Source organism: Arthrobacter sp. THG-b23 (genome assembly GCF_059091265.1).
Genome location: NZ_JBNHGM010000001.1, coordinates 371947 through 385908, shown reverse-complemented (window position 1 = coordinate 385908; position 13962 = coordinate 371947). Strand labels below are relative to the sequence as shown.

The 13962-nt window shown below is 67.4% G+C and carries 13 protein-coding genes; 3 read left to right on the top strand and 10 right to left on the bottom strand.

Features of this window, described 5'->3' with window-relative positions; genetic code table 11:
- Positions 1-164 precede the first annotated feature (164 nt).
- The 4 genes from AC5RVD_RS01860 to AC5RVD_RS01845 all read right to left on the bottom strand — a co-directional run bounded on the left by AC5RVD_RS01860 (position 165) and on the right by AC5RVD_RS01845 (position 5637).
- Positions 165-2030 (bottom strand): APC family permease, encoded by a 1866-nt coding sequence (locus AC5RVD_RS01860; protein ID WP_494125767.1) that lies wholly within the window; start codon positions 2028-2030, stop codon positions 165-167.
- 315 nt (positions 2031-2345) lie between these two features.
- Entirely contained in the window at positions 2346-3095 is a 750-nt protein-coding gene (locus AC5RVD_RS01855) for a ZIP family metal transporter (protein WP_494125766.1), read from the bottom strand.
- 121 nt (positions 3096-3216) lie between these two features.
- Positions 3217-3852 carry a uracil-DNA glycosylase family protein gene (locus AC5RVD_RS01850; protein WP_494112676.1) on the bottom strand — a complete coding sequence of 212 codons (636 nt, stop codon included), beginning with the start codon at positions 3850-3852 and terminating at the stop codon, positions 3217-3219.
- Between the two features lie 213 nt (positions 3853-4065).
- Positions 4066-5637 carry a molybdopterin-dependent oxidoreductase gene (locus AC5RVD_RS01845; protein WP_494125765.1) on the bottom strand — a complete coding sequence of 524 codons (1572 nt, stop codon included), beginning with the start codon at positions 5635-5637 and terminating at the stop codon, positions 4066-4068.
- 260 nt (positions 5638-5897) lie between these two features.
- Between AC5RVD_RS01845 and AC5RVD_RS01840 the strand changes: the two genes are divergently transcribed.
- Together AC5RVD_RS01840 and AC5RVD_RS01835 are read left to right on the top strand one after the other, a co-directional pair.
- Positions 5898-6440: a YceI family protein gene (locus AC5RVD_RS01840; protein ID WP_493989749.1), complete on the top strand. Its 543-nt coding sequence runs from the start codon at positions 5898-5900 to the stop codon at positions 6438-6440.
- 155 nt (positions 6441-6595) lie between these two features.
- A complete protein-coding gene (locus AC5RVD_RS01835) occupies positions 6596-7543 on the top strand; it encodes a D-2-hydroxyacid dehydrogenase family protein (RefSeq protein WP_494125764.1) in 948 nt (315 codons plus the stop codon).
- 68 nt (positions 7544-7611) lie between these two features.
- On the opposite strand, the gene AC5RVD_RS01830 is transcribed toward AC5RVD_RS01835, so the two are convergent.
- Positions 7612-8823, bottom strand: coding sequence for an ROK family protein (locus tag AC5RVD_RS01830; RefSeq protein WP_494125763.1), 1212 nt, complete (start codon positions 8821-8823; stop codon positions 7612-7614).
- A gap of 82 nt (positions 8824-8905) precedes the next feature.
- Between AC5RVD_RS01830 and gap the strand changes: the two genes are divergently transcribed.
- Entirely contained in the window at positions 8906-9925 is a 1020-nt protein-coding gene (gene gap, locus AC5RVD_RS01825) for a type I glyceraldehyde-3-phosphate dehydrogenase (protein ID WP_494112680.1), read from the top strand.
- A 137-nt stretch (positions 9926-10062) separates the two neighbouring features.
- Here the strand turns inward: gap and AC5RVD_RS01820 are convergent, their stop codons facing one another.
- The 5 genes from AC5RVD_RS01820 to hpaH all read right to left on the bottom strand — a co-directional run bounded on the left by AC5RVD_RS01820 (position 10063) and on the right by hpaH (position 13938).
- Positions 10063-10815 carry an ArsR/SmtB family transcription factor gene (locus tag AC5RVD_RS01820; protein WP_493978964.1) on the bottom strand — a complete coding sequence of 251 codons (753 nt, stop codon included), beginning with the start codon at positions 10813-10815 and terminating at the stop codon, positions 10063-10065.
- 45 nt (positions 10816-10860) lie between these two features.
- On the bottom strand, positions 10861-11925 hold the full coding sequence (locus tag AC5RVD_RS01815; RefSeq protein ID WP_494125762.1) for a zinc-dependent alcohol dehydrogenase: 1065 nt from the start codon (positions 11923-11925) through the stop codon (positions 10861-10863).
- Between the two features lie 80 nt (positions 11926-12005).
- Positions 12006-12218, bottom strand: a complete 213-nt coding sequence (locus tag AC5RVD_RS01810) for a hypervirulence associated TUDOR domain-containing protein (protein ID WP_494112682.1) — start codon at positions 12216-12218, stop codon at positions 12006-12008.
- Between the two features lie 131 nt (positions 12219-12349).
- Positions 12350-13168, bottom strand: a complete 819-nt coding sequence (locus AC5RVD_RS01805) for an HpcH/HpaI aldolase family protein (RefSeq protein ID WP_494125761.1) — start codon at positions 13166-13168, stop codon at positions 12350-12352.
- On the bottom strand, positions 13153-13938 hold the full coding sequence (hpaH, locus tag AC5RVD_RS01800; protein WP_494107391.1) for a 2-oxo-hept-4-ene-1,7-dioate hydratase: 786 nt from the start codon (positions 13936-13938) through the stop codon (positions 13153-13155). Before hpaH ends, AC5RVD_RS01805 begins: the two co-directional genes overlap by 16 nt.
- Positions 13939-13962: the final 24 nt, after the last annotated feature.

Sequence of the window (13962 nt, the reverse complement as noted above, 5' to 3'; positions counted from 1 at the left end):
GCTCCAGGCGCCCCCATCCCTGGTTCATGAGACATGCAAGTAATGTAGTCGCACCCCGGCGGCACCGCAATGCTCGTCCGCAGGCGTAGCGGCCCTCCGGCTACCGTGCGCACAACGACGGCGGCGGGCGGTGTCCCCGCCGTCGAAGCGGGCTTCCGCCGCCGCTATCCGCCCACATGGATCCCGGGCCGGCGGCCGGGATCGGGCTCATTCTGCCTGATGATTTCGCGCACCACCGGAGCCGTGTCTCCCTGTCCCAGCAGCAGGTAGCGGAAGAGGTGGCCGAGCGGATTGCCCTCGGACCATTCGAAATAGGCATGGGGACGGACACCGGTTGCGTCCCGCACGGCCAAGAGGATGGCGGCAATCGCGTTCGGGGCCGCGGGGCTTTCCGCGCGAAGCACCCGGTACCCGCCGACGTCGATACCGCGGACGCGAAGCACCTTGGCGAAGGCCGACGGATCCACGATGTCGATTTCGAGGAACAGGACGTCCGCTGTCCCCGGGACCGGATTCATGTGCCGCTGGGCGTCTTCCTTGGCACTGTAATCGTCGTGGTTGCCGGGGCGGCGCTTGGCGATGATGTTCAGCGAGCCGTCGTTGTCCAAGGAATCGCTGATGAACCGCCGGGCAGTGTGATCGAATTCGATACGTTCGGCGCGGAGTTCTATGGTCCGGGCGACGCGGGAGACGAGCGAGACACCGACCATGCCGAGGATGAACAGCCCGCAGATGCTGATGCCGTCGGGTTTTTCCAGAACGTTGGCCAGCAGTGCATAAAGCAGCACCAGGCTGAGTGCGCCGTACCCGGCAGCGGTCCGGTGTTTGTGACGGCGGGCAGTCGTGAAGGTGGCAGCGACGGCCGCCGACACCATCATGGCCAGGATGCCTGTGGCATAGGCTCCGGCCTGGGCGTTGACGTCGGCTCCGAAACCCACGGTGAGCAGGATGCTGACGCCAGTGTAGACCAGAACGACGGGCCGGATCGCAGTGGTCCATTCGGGGGCCATCCCAAAGCGGGGCAGGTAACGCGGGACGATGTTGATCAGCCCGGCCATCGCCGAGGCACCTGCGAACCACAGGATCAAGACCGTTGCCGCGTCGTAGATCGTGCCGAACCCCTCGCCAAACAGTCCATGCGCAAGATAGGAGAGGGCCCGGCCATCCGCGGGGCCGCCCGCGGCGTAGGCCTCGGGCGGGATGAGGACAGCCGTAACGAAGCTGCTGCCCATGAGGAAACCGCTCATGACAGCCGCAGCACACGTCAGCATCTTCTTGCTGTTGCGGACCCGTGACGCCAGCCGTTGCGCGGGAGTGTGCCCCTCGGACGCCACGAGCGGCATCATGCTCACGCCCGTTTCGAATCCAGACAGGCCCAGGATCAGCAGAGGAAAAGCCAGCAGCAGGGACAAGGCCAGGTTGCCCGGGCCGGGGCTGGCAGCGGCCATGGCCTGGGCCCAGTCGCCGATGCGGCCGGGGTCCTGTGCGATGAGCGACAGGCCGGCCATGATGACGGCCGAATTCAGGACCAAAAACGCGGCCACCAAGGGCACGGCAATGGCTACAGCCTCGCCGAATCCGATCAGGAAAATACCGCCGAGGACCAACAGCAGCACGACGGTGACAGGGACCGAATGGCCCTGCAAGAAGCCGGGAGCGTAGGGATTGTCGAGCAAATGCACCGTTGCATCGGCGGCCGAGAGCGTGATGGTGATAATCCACGAGGTGGCAACGAAACCGAGCAGGACGAGGATAACAACCTTCCCCTTCCAAAACGGCAGGAGCCGGTCGAGCATGGCTACCGAGCCTTCGCCGTGCGGGCTCTCCGCCGCTACGTGCCGGTACAGCGGGAGCATGCCCAGCAAGGTGAGCCCCACAATGAGCAGCGTTGCCAGCGGCGACAGCGGTCCCACAGCGATCAGGGCAATTCCTGGCAGGTAGGAGAGCGTCGAGAAGTAGTCAACGCCGGTCAGGCATACGACTTTCCACCAGGGATGGGGCGTGCCGCGCGGGGCGCTTTCGCGGCCCACCGGCGGAACTTTGTCCATCAACAGCCAGCGGTTAAGCGCACTGCGAAGCGGCGGCGGGGGAGCCGGCCTCGGGACAACAGCCGGGACCGTATGTTCGAGCGACCAGCGCACCGATTTCTCCTGTCGCCCCGGCCGGGCGGGCCCCGTTGCCCGGGGCCCTGTCGTGGGGCGCTTCCACAGTATAGATCCGTCATTGACCGGGAACGAGCGCTGTTTTGCCGAATTCCGGATTCAGTCCGCGACGACTGACGGGCGGTTTATTACCACGATTGGTCCTGGTTGTCGGCGGGCTGGGGGATTGTTGCAGTGGCCGGGTTACAGCGAATCGAGGCTCAGGGCCGTGACGAATCCGAGCGCTGCAGTGAGGCCGGTGAGGATGTGATGCTCTTCGAAGGCCTCAGGGATCATGGTGTCGGCGATCATGGCCAGGATGGCGCCTGCCGCCAGCGCGTTGATGAAGGCCACGAGTTCTTCCGGTGCGTCTTGCAGCGCTACGTAACCGATCAGGGCGCTGACTCCGGAGAGCACAGCGATAGTGCCCCACACGCCGAAAACGTAGCCCGCGCCCCGCCCGGCCTTCTTCATGCCGGCGCTGCTGGAGAGCCCTTCGGGAATGTTCGATATAAACACCGCGCCCAACATCGCAGGGCTGACTGTTCCCCCGGCTACGAGGCCGAGGCCCAGCACGAGGGACTCAGGAATACCGTCCAGCAGGGCGCCTGCGGCGATCGCCAGGCCGCTGCCCGGGGTATCTCCTTCGGCCGGCTGTTGATTGCCCGACCGTTTGCGGTGTTTGGCACCTCTTCTGGCCAGCAGCGCGTTGGTGCCCACAAAGAGAGAGGCACCGACGAGGAAACCTCCGACGGTCGCTCCGATCCCGCCGGTCATTACCGCTTCGTCGACGAGTTCGAAGGCGAGCGCCGAGATAAGGACGCCGGCGCCGAAGGCCATGACCGTCGAGACAACCTTGACGGGAATGGCCCATTTCCAGGCGATGGCACATCCCAGCACCAGCGCGGCACCGCCCATCGCCCCTACGGTAAACGCGGTCATCCACAACGGCATGGCTGTTCCTCCCGTCCAGGCTCAGGCTAGCCGCGGGGAGGCGCAGCTGCCATGGCGGGAGAGGCGCTGATGCGCCAATGATGGACGCTGGGGGCGTCGGTGATGCCTGGGTGCCGAAGGGCTACTTGGCGGGCCGGCCCAACCCGGTGCGCGCCATCGCGTCTGCGTAGGCCTCATGCATGGCATCCAGCCATTCCTGCTGGCGGGCCGGCGAACCCGCGAACGCCCGGCCGCTGAGTGCCCTGACCTTGTACGTCTTGAAGCCACGCCGCCAGAGCAGCGGGTTCTCGGTCTTCAGCAGCAACCCGGCCAGCCGCTGGGCTTCGGTTCCGTGGGCCACGAGCACCGAGGCCCGCGGCACCAGTGCCAACATCTTCAGCAGCGGCTTGAGGCCGGCACTGATTTGGTCCGGGGTGAGCTTGCCGTTCGCCTGGCCCGGCGTGAACCAGGGGTGCACATTCCAGGGCATGACATATTGGGGCCGCAGGCCGAGCTGCCACTGCAGTCCGAGCATCCGCGTCGCTGCCTCCTGGTCCCCGGGCCAGATGAAACCGGTGTCGGATGCCTGCCCAATGTTGGAGTAGAGCGACACGATCCGGCATTCGTCGGCGTCGTGGATCGGATCCACGTAAGGGACCTCGGTACCCGGCTTCAGGTCCCGCAGTTCGTCGCAGAGGCGGTTAATGTCGGCGACGCCGGAATCGTACCTGCGGTCCATGAGGTCCTTGTGCTGATCGGATACTGCCGGGCTGGTCATCGGGGTGCGGGTCTCCTGGAGGGAAGGGAAGGTGAACGGTAGGGAAATGGGGCCGCCGGGAACGACGGCGGTGCCGCCTTGGGAACGGGCAGCCGCCTGCGGCTGCGGGAGGCGGGGTGTTGAGCATAGCAACCGAAGCTGGGCGCCTCCTGCAGGTCGGTGGCGGAATCCCGGGCTTGATGCCCAGGCCCTGTGACGAAGATGACCCGGCGGTTAATCAACGGTGAATTCAACGCTGTGCCAGCCGGTGGAGCCATCCGGAGCAGGCGGCGCCGCGGCCTCGGTCTGCAGCGTGCCGTCCGCCTCCCAGGCACGCACCCGGAGCCGGTGCTGCCCGGCCGGAACATTGTCCTGCACGAAGTACCACTGGCGCCAGGTATCCACGGAAGCCTCCGCCGCCAGTTGCGCGTCCACCCAGTCGCCGTCGTCCAACTGCACCTGGACTTTCGAGAGGCCCCGGTGCTGGGCCCATGCCGTTCCCCCAAAGGCCATGGGCCCTGCGGGCAGGCGGGCTCCGGGCCGAGGCACCTCGATTCTTGAGGCCGTCTTGATCGGGCCACGGTCCGACCAGCCTCGGGTGGTCCAATAGGCCGCCTTGTCCACAAAGCGCGTGAGCTCCAGGTCAACCACCCACTTGGTCGCGGACACGTATCCGTACAGTCCCGGCACCACCATCCGCACGGGGAACCCGTGCTGCAGCGGCAGGGGCTCCCCGTTCATCCCGATCGCGAGCAGCGCGTCCCTCCCGTCGGTGAGCACCTCCAAAGGGGTTGAAGCAGTGAAGCCGTCGACGCTGGTGGACAGGACCATGTCCGCCTCCGGAAGCGGCCGTGCACGGGCCAGCAAGTCCCGCAGCGGATAGCCGAGCCAGCGGGCGTTGCCGGCCAGTTCCCCGCCCACCTGATTCGAAACGCACGTCAGCGTGGTGTAGCTCTCCACAAGTTTGGCCTCCAGCAGCTCCTGGAAGTTAATGCTGAATTCTTCCTCTACCAGTCCGTGAACGCGCAGCTGCCATTGCCCCGGATCCACCGACGGGACGATCAGTGCGGTGTCGATGCGATAGAACTCATCGTTAGGGGTCACGAAGGGAACCACCCCGTCCACCGGTGCCTGCACGTCCTCCGGCAACGGCCCGGCCGGCCGCGCGGGCGCAGGCAGCCCCAGTGCCTGCCGCACCTGCCGTGCGGTGTTCCGCGCGGCAGAAACGGCGCCGGCGGCGATCCCCATGACGACGGCGACACCCGCCATTGCTGCGGCGTTCGCCAGAAAGCGGCGGCGGCCCGGATCCCCCGGCAAGACGGCCGCGCCGCCAACGGACAAGGCCGCGGGCCGGGGCAAGAGCCTGATCAGCCGGCGCAGGCCGAGCAGGCCTGCCGCGGTTCCCAACGCCGTCGGAATGGCATCGGCCGGCACCGCCCCGGCGCGGGTGAGCACGCAGGCCGCCATGCCCGCCGCGAGCAGCACCACCAGAAGCGCGCCGGCGGTCCAGCGCCGGGCGGCGAGCAGGCCGGCCGCGGCGGCGATCAGCGCCGCAACAATCCCCATGGCGATGTACAGCACCAGTTTGTCCGCTGTCCCGAATGTGGAAATGGCGAATTCGGTCAGCCAGATCGGCGAGAGCTCCACGACGGCGGCACCTACCGAGCCGAAGGGGGAGGCGGCCGGGCCGAAAAACGCGGCCGCCAGTTCCGCTGTTGCAAAGAGGGCGGCTGCCGACACGACGCCCGCCAGCATGGCCGGCATCCACCCGGTCAACGCGGCCTTCGTGGCTGGCGGTGCTGCCATGCCGACCTTGTCCTTCGCTAGACGACGGGCTATGTGTCTCCGGAGGATGGCACTGTGCCCTTGGTCCGATCATCTACCTGAAGCAGGCCGTAGGACAACCACGCCTGACCGCCTCGAGCCGCGCCGCGCGGGGCTGATAGTTGTTGCCCCGCCGTTCACCGGCTATTGGTTGACTCTTCAACTATCAGCGTGCTACGATAAATGCATAAGCATGGAGTTCACCCGAGCTTCACATCCTAACTTCAACCAGGAGGCACTTAATGGCCGTTCAGCTCACTCCAGGAACTTGGAATCTCGACCAGTCCCACACCGAGGTCGGCTTCGTCGTCCGCCACGCCGGCATCAGCAAGGTGCGCGGCCAGTTCACCGAGGCCGATGCCACCCTCGTGGTCGGCGACAGCCTGGCCACTTCCTCCGTCGAGGCCGTCGTGAAGACCGCCTCGTTCGACTCCAACGATGACAACCGCGACGCCCACGTGAAGGGCGAAGACTTCTTCAATGTGGAGCAGTACCCGGAGATGACCTTCAAGGCCACCAGCGTCGAAGGCACTCCGGAAGAGTTCCAGCTGGCCGGCGAGCTGACCATCAAGGACACCACCAAGCCGGTGGTCTTCGACGTCGAATTCGGCGGCATGGCGGTTGACCCGTTCGGTGCCACCCGCGCCGGCTTCTCCGCCACCACGCAGATCTCCCGCAAGGAATTCGGCATCACCTGGAACGCCGCCCTGGAAGCCGGCGGCGTGCTGGTGGGCGACAAGGTCACCATCACGGTCGACTCGGCCTTCGTGCTGCCGGCCAACTAGCCACGCGCCACACAGGCAGGGCCCGGATCCTCTCCGGGCCCTGCCTGCTGCGTTAACGCCGTGGGGCAACGGCGCTGATCCGGAACTGCTCGGAGCCGGCGGCGGCCCCGCCCGTGGGGCCGGGTTCCCGTGTTCCGGGCGGATACGCTGGCATCGTGAAGATCGCCATCCTCGATGACTACCAGGACGTAGCACTGTCCAGCGCCCCGTGGGAGCAGTTGCCGCCGGGCATCGCCGTCGAGCGTTTCACTGACCATGTTGACGACGTCGGTGCACTCGCCGAGCGCTTGAAAGGGGCGGACGTGGTGGTCACCATGCGCGAGCGGACTCCCATCACCGCCGAGCTGATGGACCTGCTGCCCGGCCTTAAGTTGGTGACCACTACCGGCATGCACAACGCCTCGATCGATCTGGACGCCGCGCGCGCCCGCGGGGTGACCGTCTGCGGAACCCGGAAAAGCACGCAGGCTCCGGCCGAACTGGCCTGGGCGCTGGTGATGGCCGTGGCCCGGGAGATCCCGCAGAACGACCGGGACGTGCGGGCCGGAATCTGGCAGGCACGGATGGGCGTCGACCTGGCCGGTTCCACCCTCGGGCTACTGGGCCTGGGCCGACTGGGCCAGCTGATGGCCCGCTACGCGCAGGCCTTCGGGATGGACGTGCTGGCGTGGAGTCCGCACCTGACCCGGGAGCGCGCCGCCGGCCACGGGGTGGAGCTAGTGTCCAAGGAGGACCTGTTCCGGCGCTCGGACATCGTCAGCGTCCACCTGAGGCTGGCGGAGTCCACCCGCGGGATCGTCGGCGCCGCCGAGCTGGACCTCCTCGGTCCCGGCGGCCGGCTGGTCAACACCTCGCGGGGACCGCTGGTGGACGAGGCCGCCTTGGTGGCAGCGCTCGCCGGGCGGCGGATCGCCGGCGCAGCGCTCGACGTCTACGACGTGGAGCCGCTGCCGCAGGACAGCCCGCTGCGCAGCGTGCCCAACCTGATCCTTAGCCCGCACGTCGGCTTCGTCACCGAGGAGGCCCACAGGCTGGGGTACACGCAGATGCTCGAGGGCATCCTGGCCTACCTCGACGGGGCGCCGATCAACACCCTCACCTGACCGGCGGCGGCGCGCCCCGCCGTCGTCCTTTCCGACGGGCTTCGTAAAGGTGCCCCACGGGATCCCGCCTACCTCGCCGGCATCCCGGCCGGGGCAAGTTCCATGGCATGCTCCTCCACGTAGTCCAGCGCCAGCCGGACGGCCCCCGTGGCCACGATCGCGTCGCCGAAGCCGGAGACCGCCACCCGCGGAGGCGTCGCGGTGAGGAGGGGAAGCTCCCGGGTGATGGTGGGCAGCAGGGCCGACGCCGAGGCTGCCACCGCGCCACCGATCACCACGAGCTCCGGGTTGAGGAAGGTGCCCAGTATCGCGACCACGCGGGCCATCCGCCGGCCGATGCGCTCCAGGATTTCCTGCGCCACCCCGTCGCCTCTGGCGGCGGCTTCGAAGACGAAGCGGGCCGACACGCGCGTGGTGCCCGGTCCCACCAGCTCCCGGATCACGGTGGGCCGGCCGGACGCCAGGGCCTCGTTGCCCCAATAGCGGGCCAGCCGCGCGATGCCGTCCTGGCTGCCCACCCCGTCCACCAGTTCCAGGGTGCCCACTTCGCCGGCGCCGCCGTTGCAGCCGTGCAGCAGCCGGCCCGATTCAATCAGGCCGGTGCCCAGCCGTTCGCCGGCCAGCATGACGGCCAGGTCGTCGACGCCCTTGCCGGCGCCGCTCCAGCGCTCCGCCAGGGCCGCCAGATTCGCGTCGTTCTCCAGCAGCACCGGCCAGCCGTAGCGGGCAAAGACCTCGGTCTGCAGGCCGATGTCGAAGTGCTCGGAGAGTTCATGTCCGGGTGCCACGTTGCCGTGGCGGTCGACGACGGTGGATACGCCGATGGCCGTGGCCAGTACCGAGGCCGGCTGGAGTCCGGCCTCGGCCAGGGCTGACGCGACTGCTTGCTTGATGGTGGAGCGGCGTGACTCCGCCGTGGCCGGCGGCTTCTCGAACCGCTCGGAGATGCGGGCCAGCACCAGGCCGTTCAAGTCCGCCACCAGCACGGTGGCGGTGGCCATGCCGACGTCCAACCCCAGCACGCAGCCCGCACCGGGGTTGAATTGGAACCGCCGGGCCGGCCGGCCCTTCGCCGTGCCGACAACGCGTTCGCCGGCCACCTCCCGGGCCCAGCCGCGGGCCACCAGGTCGTCGCAGACCGCGATGACCGTGGCACGGGTCAGCCCGGTCGCCTCGATCAGGTCGCTCCCGGTCACCGCGCCGTTCTCCCGCATCACGGACAGCACGGCTTTCAGGTTGGTCAGCCGCAGGACCTGCGGAGTGGTGGCTGTGGTGCTCACATCGATCCCCTTGACCTTGTCCGGCAGTATCAGGATAATAATAATGGAACATAAATTTAGAGGCTAAATAAAAGGAGTTCCCATGGCAGTACGGATTGGCATCAACGGTTTCGGGCGCATTGGCCGCAACTACTTCCGGGCGGCCATGGCACAGGGAAAGATTGGCTCAGGCCTCGAGATCGTGGCCATCAACGACCTCGGCTCGCCGGAGACCCTGGCGCACCTGCTCAAGTACGACTCCGTCGTCGGCCGGCTTGGCGCGGACGTCACGGTCGCCGACGGCAACCTGGTGGTCGACGGCAGGACCATCAAGGTGCTTGCCGAACGCGATCCCGGAAACCTCCCCTGGCGAGAGCTCGGCGTCGACATCGTGATCGAATCCACCGGGCTCTTCACGAGCTCTGCGGATGCCGAAAAGCATCTGGTCGCCGGCGCCCGCAAGGTCCTCATCTCCGCACCCGCCAAGGGCGATGTGCTCAGCGTCGTGATGGGCGTCAACGACGGCGAGTACGACGACGGCACACACCACCTCGTCTCCAACGCCTCCTGCACCACCAACTGCCTGGCACCGCTGGCGAAGGTGCTGCACGAGAACTTCGGGATCGAGCAGGGCCTGATGACCACCATCCACGCCTACACCGCGGACCAAAATCTCCAGGACGGACCGCACCGCGACCTGCGCCGGGCCCGGGCCGCTGCGATCAACATGGTCCCCACCTCGACCGGGGCCGCGAAGGCGATCGGGCAGGTGCTGCCGGAGCTTAAGGGCCGGCTGGACGGGTTTGCCATCCGTGTGCCGGTGCCCACCGGTTCGGCCACGGACCTGACGGTCACGGTCGGCCGCGACGTGACGGTCGAGGAAGTCAACGACGCGTTCAAGGCGGCCGCCGAAGATCCCCGCCTGGCCGGCATCCTGACCTACACCGAGGACCCCATCGTCTCCTCGGACATCGTCACGGACCCAGCCTCGGCCATCTTCGACTCCGGGCTCACCAAAGTCATGGGCAATCAGGTCAAGGTCGTGGGCTGGTACGACAACGAGTGGGGCTACTCCAACCGCCTGGTGGACCTGACCTCCCTGGTGGCGTCCAAGCTGTCCTGATTCCGCAGGTTTCGGACCCGTCGTCCACCTAAGCCAGCAGGTGCCCTCACGAGGGCACCTGCTGTTCTGTTTCCGCGGGCGGTTGGGCTTCGCGTGGCTGCGCCCGCACGAAGCGCCAGGGTTCCGCCTGGCCGGTATCAGGTGTACATCAGCGAGCCGGGGGTGGTGAGTTTCTCCCCGGTCTCCAGCCACGTCTTGAGGCCAGACAGGACCATTGGCCAGCCGCCGTAAACCTGCTCGTTGGCCCCCTCGCGCAGCTGGTCGTGCGTGACGGTGAGGCGGCAGGAATCCTCCACCTGCTCGATCTCCCACGTCACCCGGGACGTGCCTTCGGCCACAACGTCCTCGCCCCACAGCGCGCGCATGGTCTGGACCAGCCTGCGGGGCGGATCGACTTCCAGGTTCTCGCCTTCGCTCAGCGGCGCATCGGCCTTTGGGTTGGTCACCGCGTACCCGGAACCCGGCGTCCAGTCGGTCTCGATCCGGTTGCCGAACTGGTACTTGCTTCTGATCTCGCTGTCCGTGATGGCTTCCCAAAGCTGTTCCGGAGTGGTGCGGATGTAGATCTCGAAGATTTTTTCCATGGGACTTTCCAATCGGGATTTGAGGTCGCTGAGGGCAGCGGCCCATGGTTGTGCATATTTGCTCACCCAGCGGTCGTGGATGAGCCGAATGGGCACCGGATTCAGGAAGTGGAGTTTCTCGCGGCCACGGCGGCGGGTAACCACCAGGCCGGCCTCTTCCAGTTGCTTCAGGTGCTTCATGACGCCGAAGCGCGTGATGCCGAACCGCGCTTCGAGTGCGGTGAGGGTCTGCCCGTCCTCGCGGAACAGTTCATCCAGCAGCCCGCGCCGGGTGGGATCCGCCAAGGCCTTGAACACGGCATCCATGCAAGCATCATAGGTGACCAATCGGTCACATGTCGAGGGTTCCGCTCAGCCGTTGGGGTCCAGGACGGCTTTGACCAGCGGCCGCCCCGCGGCGTCAGTGCTGGCTTCGGCTGTCAGCCGCAGCGCTTCGACGGCCTGGTCCAGGGGATAGGTCGTGATGAGCCGCTGGCCCAGATCGGGGAAGCCGGCGAGGAATTCGAGGGCCTGCTCGAAGTCCGGGCGGGTGGAGATGAAGCTGTCCAGGACAGCCAGGTTCTTGCGCGTCCGGACCGCCGGAGCGGCGGAACCGGTGGCGTACATGGCCACCATGACCAGCCGACCGCCCGGACGCAGCTCCTGCACGGCCCGTGCCAGGTGAGTGCCCGCGCCTGTGGCTTCGATCCATACGTCGTAGCCGTCGGGACGCTCCCGGGTGGAGCTGGGCAGCCCGAGGCTGTCGGCCAGCCGGACCCGGGCGGCATGCCCCGGCCCCTCGCGCCCGATCATGGTGACCTCGGCACCTGCGCCTTGCGCGATCAGGCCGGCGAGCAGGCCGATGCTGCGGGTGGTGGATATCCCCACGCGTTCCCCGGGCCTGATCTGGCCCACGGTCGTCACGGCACGCCAAGCGACCGACGCGGGCTCGGTGAGCACCGCCGTTGCATCCGGAACGGCATCCGGTACGGGAACCACGTTGCGCCACGGAACAAGGGCGCTGGCGGCCGCCTGACCGTGTTGGGTCAGGCCCAGGATCGAGCGCCGGCGGCACAGGTGCGGCTGGTTCGCCCGGCAGGCGTCGCAGTGGCCGCAGCCAACGGTGGACATCGGTACCACCCTTGTGCCGGGGGAGAGGCCCTCCGGGGCCAGCAGCCCGGCGGAGGTCACGGTCCCGACCGATTCGTGTCCCAGCACCATGCCGTTGGGTACCGAAGCCGCTGCCGGATCCGCACGGTAGACGATCACGTCCGAGCCGGACAGCCCGCACAGGCCGATCTGCAGCTCCAGCTCGTCCGCACCCGGAGCGCGGAGCGTGTGCTCGATCAACCCGACGCCGCCCGGTTCTTGGGTGACGCGGGCCAGGGCGGGAGCCCGGTGCAGCGGGCCGGTAGTCCGGTTAGCTGCAGCTGCCACGTCTCAACCTCCTGGAACCGGTGCGGAGCCTCAAACGTCGGTGGAGTCCCAGGCCCGAGAGCCTTCGGCGGCGTCGCCGATTAGCCCGCTTTGCGCAGCGCCGAGCCCTTGTGGACAGCCAAGTTGTCCGTCTTGTCGCTCTGGACTTCGTACTGGGGCTCATCCTCGGAGCAGCGCCTCGTGCGGCCCCGGAATTCGAAGTCCTTGGTGTGGACCTTGGTGACTCTGCCGTGGATTTCGCCGGCCTCTGAGTTCCAGCGCACTCTATCGCCAACCTTGAAAGAACCAGCCATGGTCAAGTCTTAGCATTTTTAGCCGAAGGACGCTTCCCCAACCCGCAGTTGCTCCACCTCGCCGCGCAGGACGGCGGCGCTTCGGGTGGGCTGCGAAACCCACCCAAGCACCGCCGTCGTTCTACGGAGGATCAGTAACTGGCCGGGGTGCCGGCCGTGCCGTCCCCGTCCGAGGGGATGTACTTGGCCACCAGGGCCTCGGAGCCGCGGGCCAGCAGCGCCACGTCGGCCCCGACGCCGACAAAATCGGCGCCCCACTCCATGTAGCGGCGGGCGGAGGCTTCGGCGAAGGCGTTAACCCCCACGAACTTGCCGGCCGCCTTGGCCGCCTTTAACGCCTTCTCCACGCCGGCGACCACGTCCGGGTGCTCCTGCTGGCCAATCACGCCCATCGAGGCGGCCAGGTCGGACGGGCCGATGAATACGCCGTCCACGCCGTCCACCGCGGCAATTTCCGCGGCGTTCTCTACGGCCTCGGCGGACTCGATTTGGACAACGAGCGTGAGCGTCTCCTCCGCGCGGGTGAGGTAGTCCGGGATGCGGTTCCACCGGGCCGACCTGGCGAGCGCGGAACCGACCCCCCGCACGCCGGCCGGCGGGTAGCGGGTGGCCGCGACGGCGGCGCGGGCCTGTTCGGCGGTGTGCACCATCGGGATGATCAGTGACTGCGCGCCCAGGTCCAGGTACTGCTTGATCAGCACGGTGTCGTTGACCGGCGGGCGGACCACCGGGATGCCGGGGTAGCCGCGCACGGCCTGCAGTTGGGCCAGCACCGACTCCAGCCCGTTGGGGGAGTGCTCGGCGTCGATGAAGATCCAGTCGAAGCCGGCCCCGGCGCACAGTTCGGCCACCAGCGGCGAGCCGGAGCAGACCCAGATGCCGGCCAACGGGCGGTCGGCGGCGGACAGGGCGTCCTTGAAGGACCGATCGGGCTCTACTCGAAACGGCATGTGATGGTTCCCAGCTGCCCGTAGTCGGCGAAGACGGTGTCTCCCTCGTGGACCCACATGGGGCGGGTGAAGGAGCCGGCGAGGATGGTTTCGCCGGCCTTGAGGTGGTCGCCGTGCGGGGCGATCTTGTTGGCCAGCCAGTACACGCCCGCGGCCGGGTGGTTGAGCACGCCGGCGGCGACGCCGGTTTCCTCCACGGTCTGGTTCTTGTACAGGATGGCGGAGATCCAGCGCAGGTCCACGTCCTGCGGGCGGACCGGGTTGCCGCCGATCACCATGGCGCCCATGGCGGCGTTGTCCGAGATGGTGTCCACGATGGTGCGGCCCTCCATCTCGATCCGCGAGTCCAGGATTTCGAGCGCGGGAACCACGTACTCGGTGGCATTCAGGACGTCGAAAATGGTGGCGTTGGGTCCCTTGACGTCGCGGTTGAGCACGAAGGCGAGTTCGACTTCGATGCGCGGGTGGGTGTACTGGTCCCACTTCACCGTGCAGCCGTTCTCCAGGATCATGTCGTCAAAGATGATCCCGTAGTCCGGTTCGCTGATGCCGGTGGCGTATTGCATCGCCTTGGACGTCAAGCCGATCTTCCGGCCTGCCAGCGTGCGTCCGGCGGCCTCGCTGCGCTCGCGCCAGAGGTTCTGCACTTTGTAGGAGTCCTCAATGGTCATCTCCGGGTAGCGGGCGGTCAGCCGTTTCACCGGCGTCCGGGTCCGTCCGGCTTCCACCAGCTCGTCGGCGATGGACTCGATCGTTGACGGGTCAAGCATCCTTGGCACCACTTCCTAGTTCTT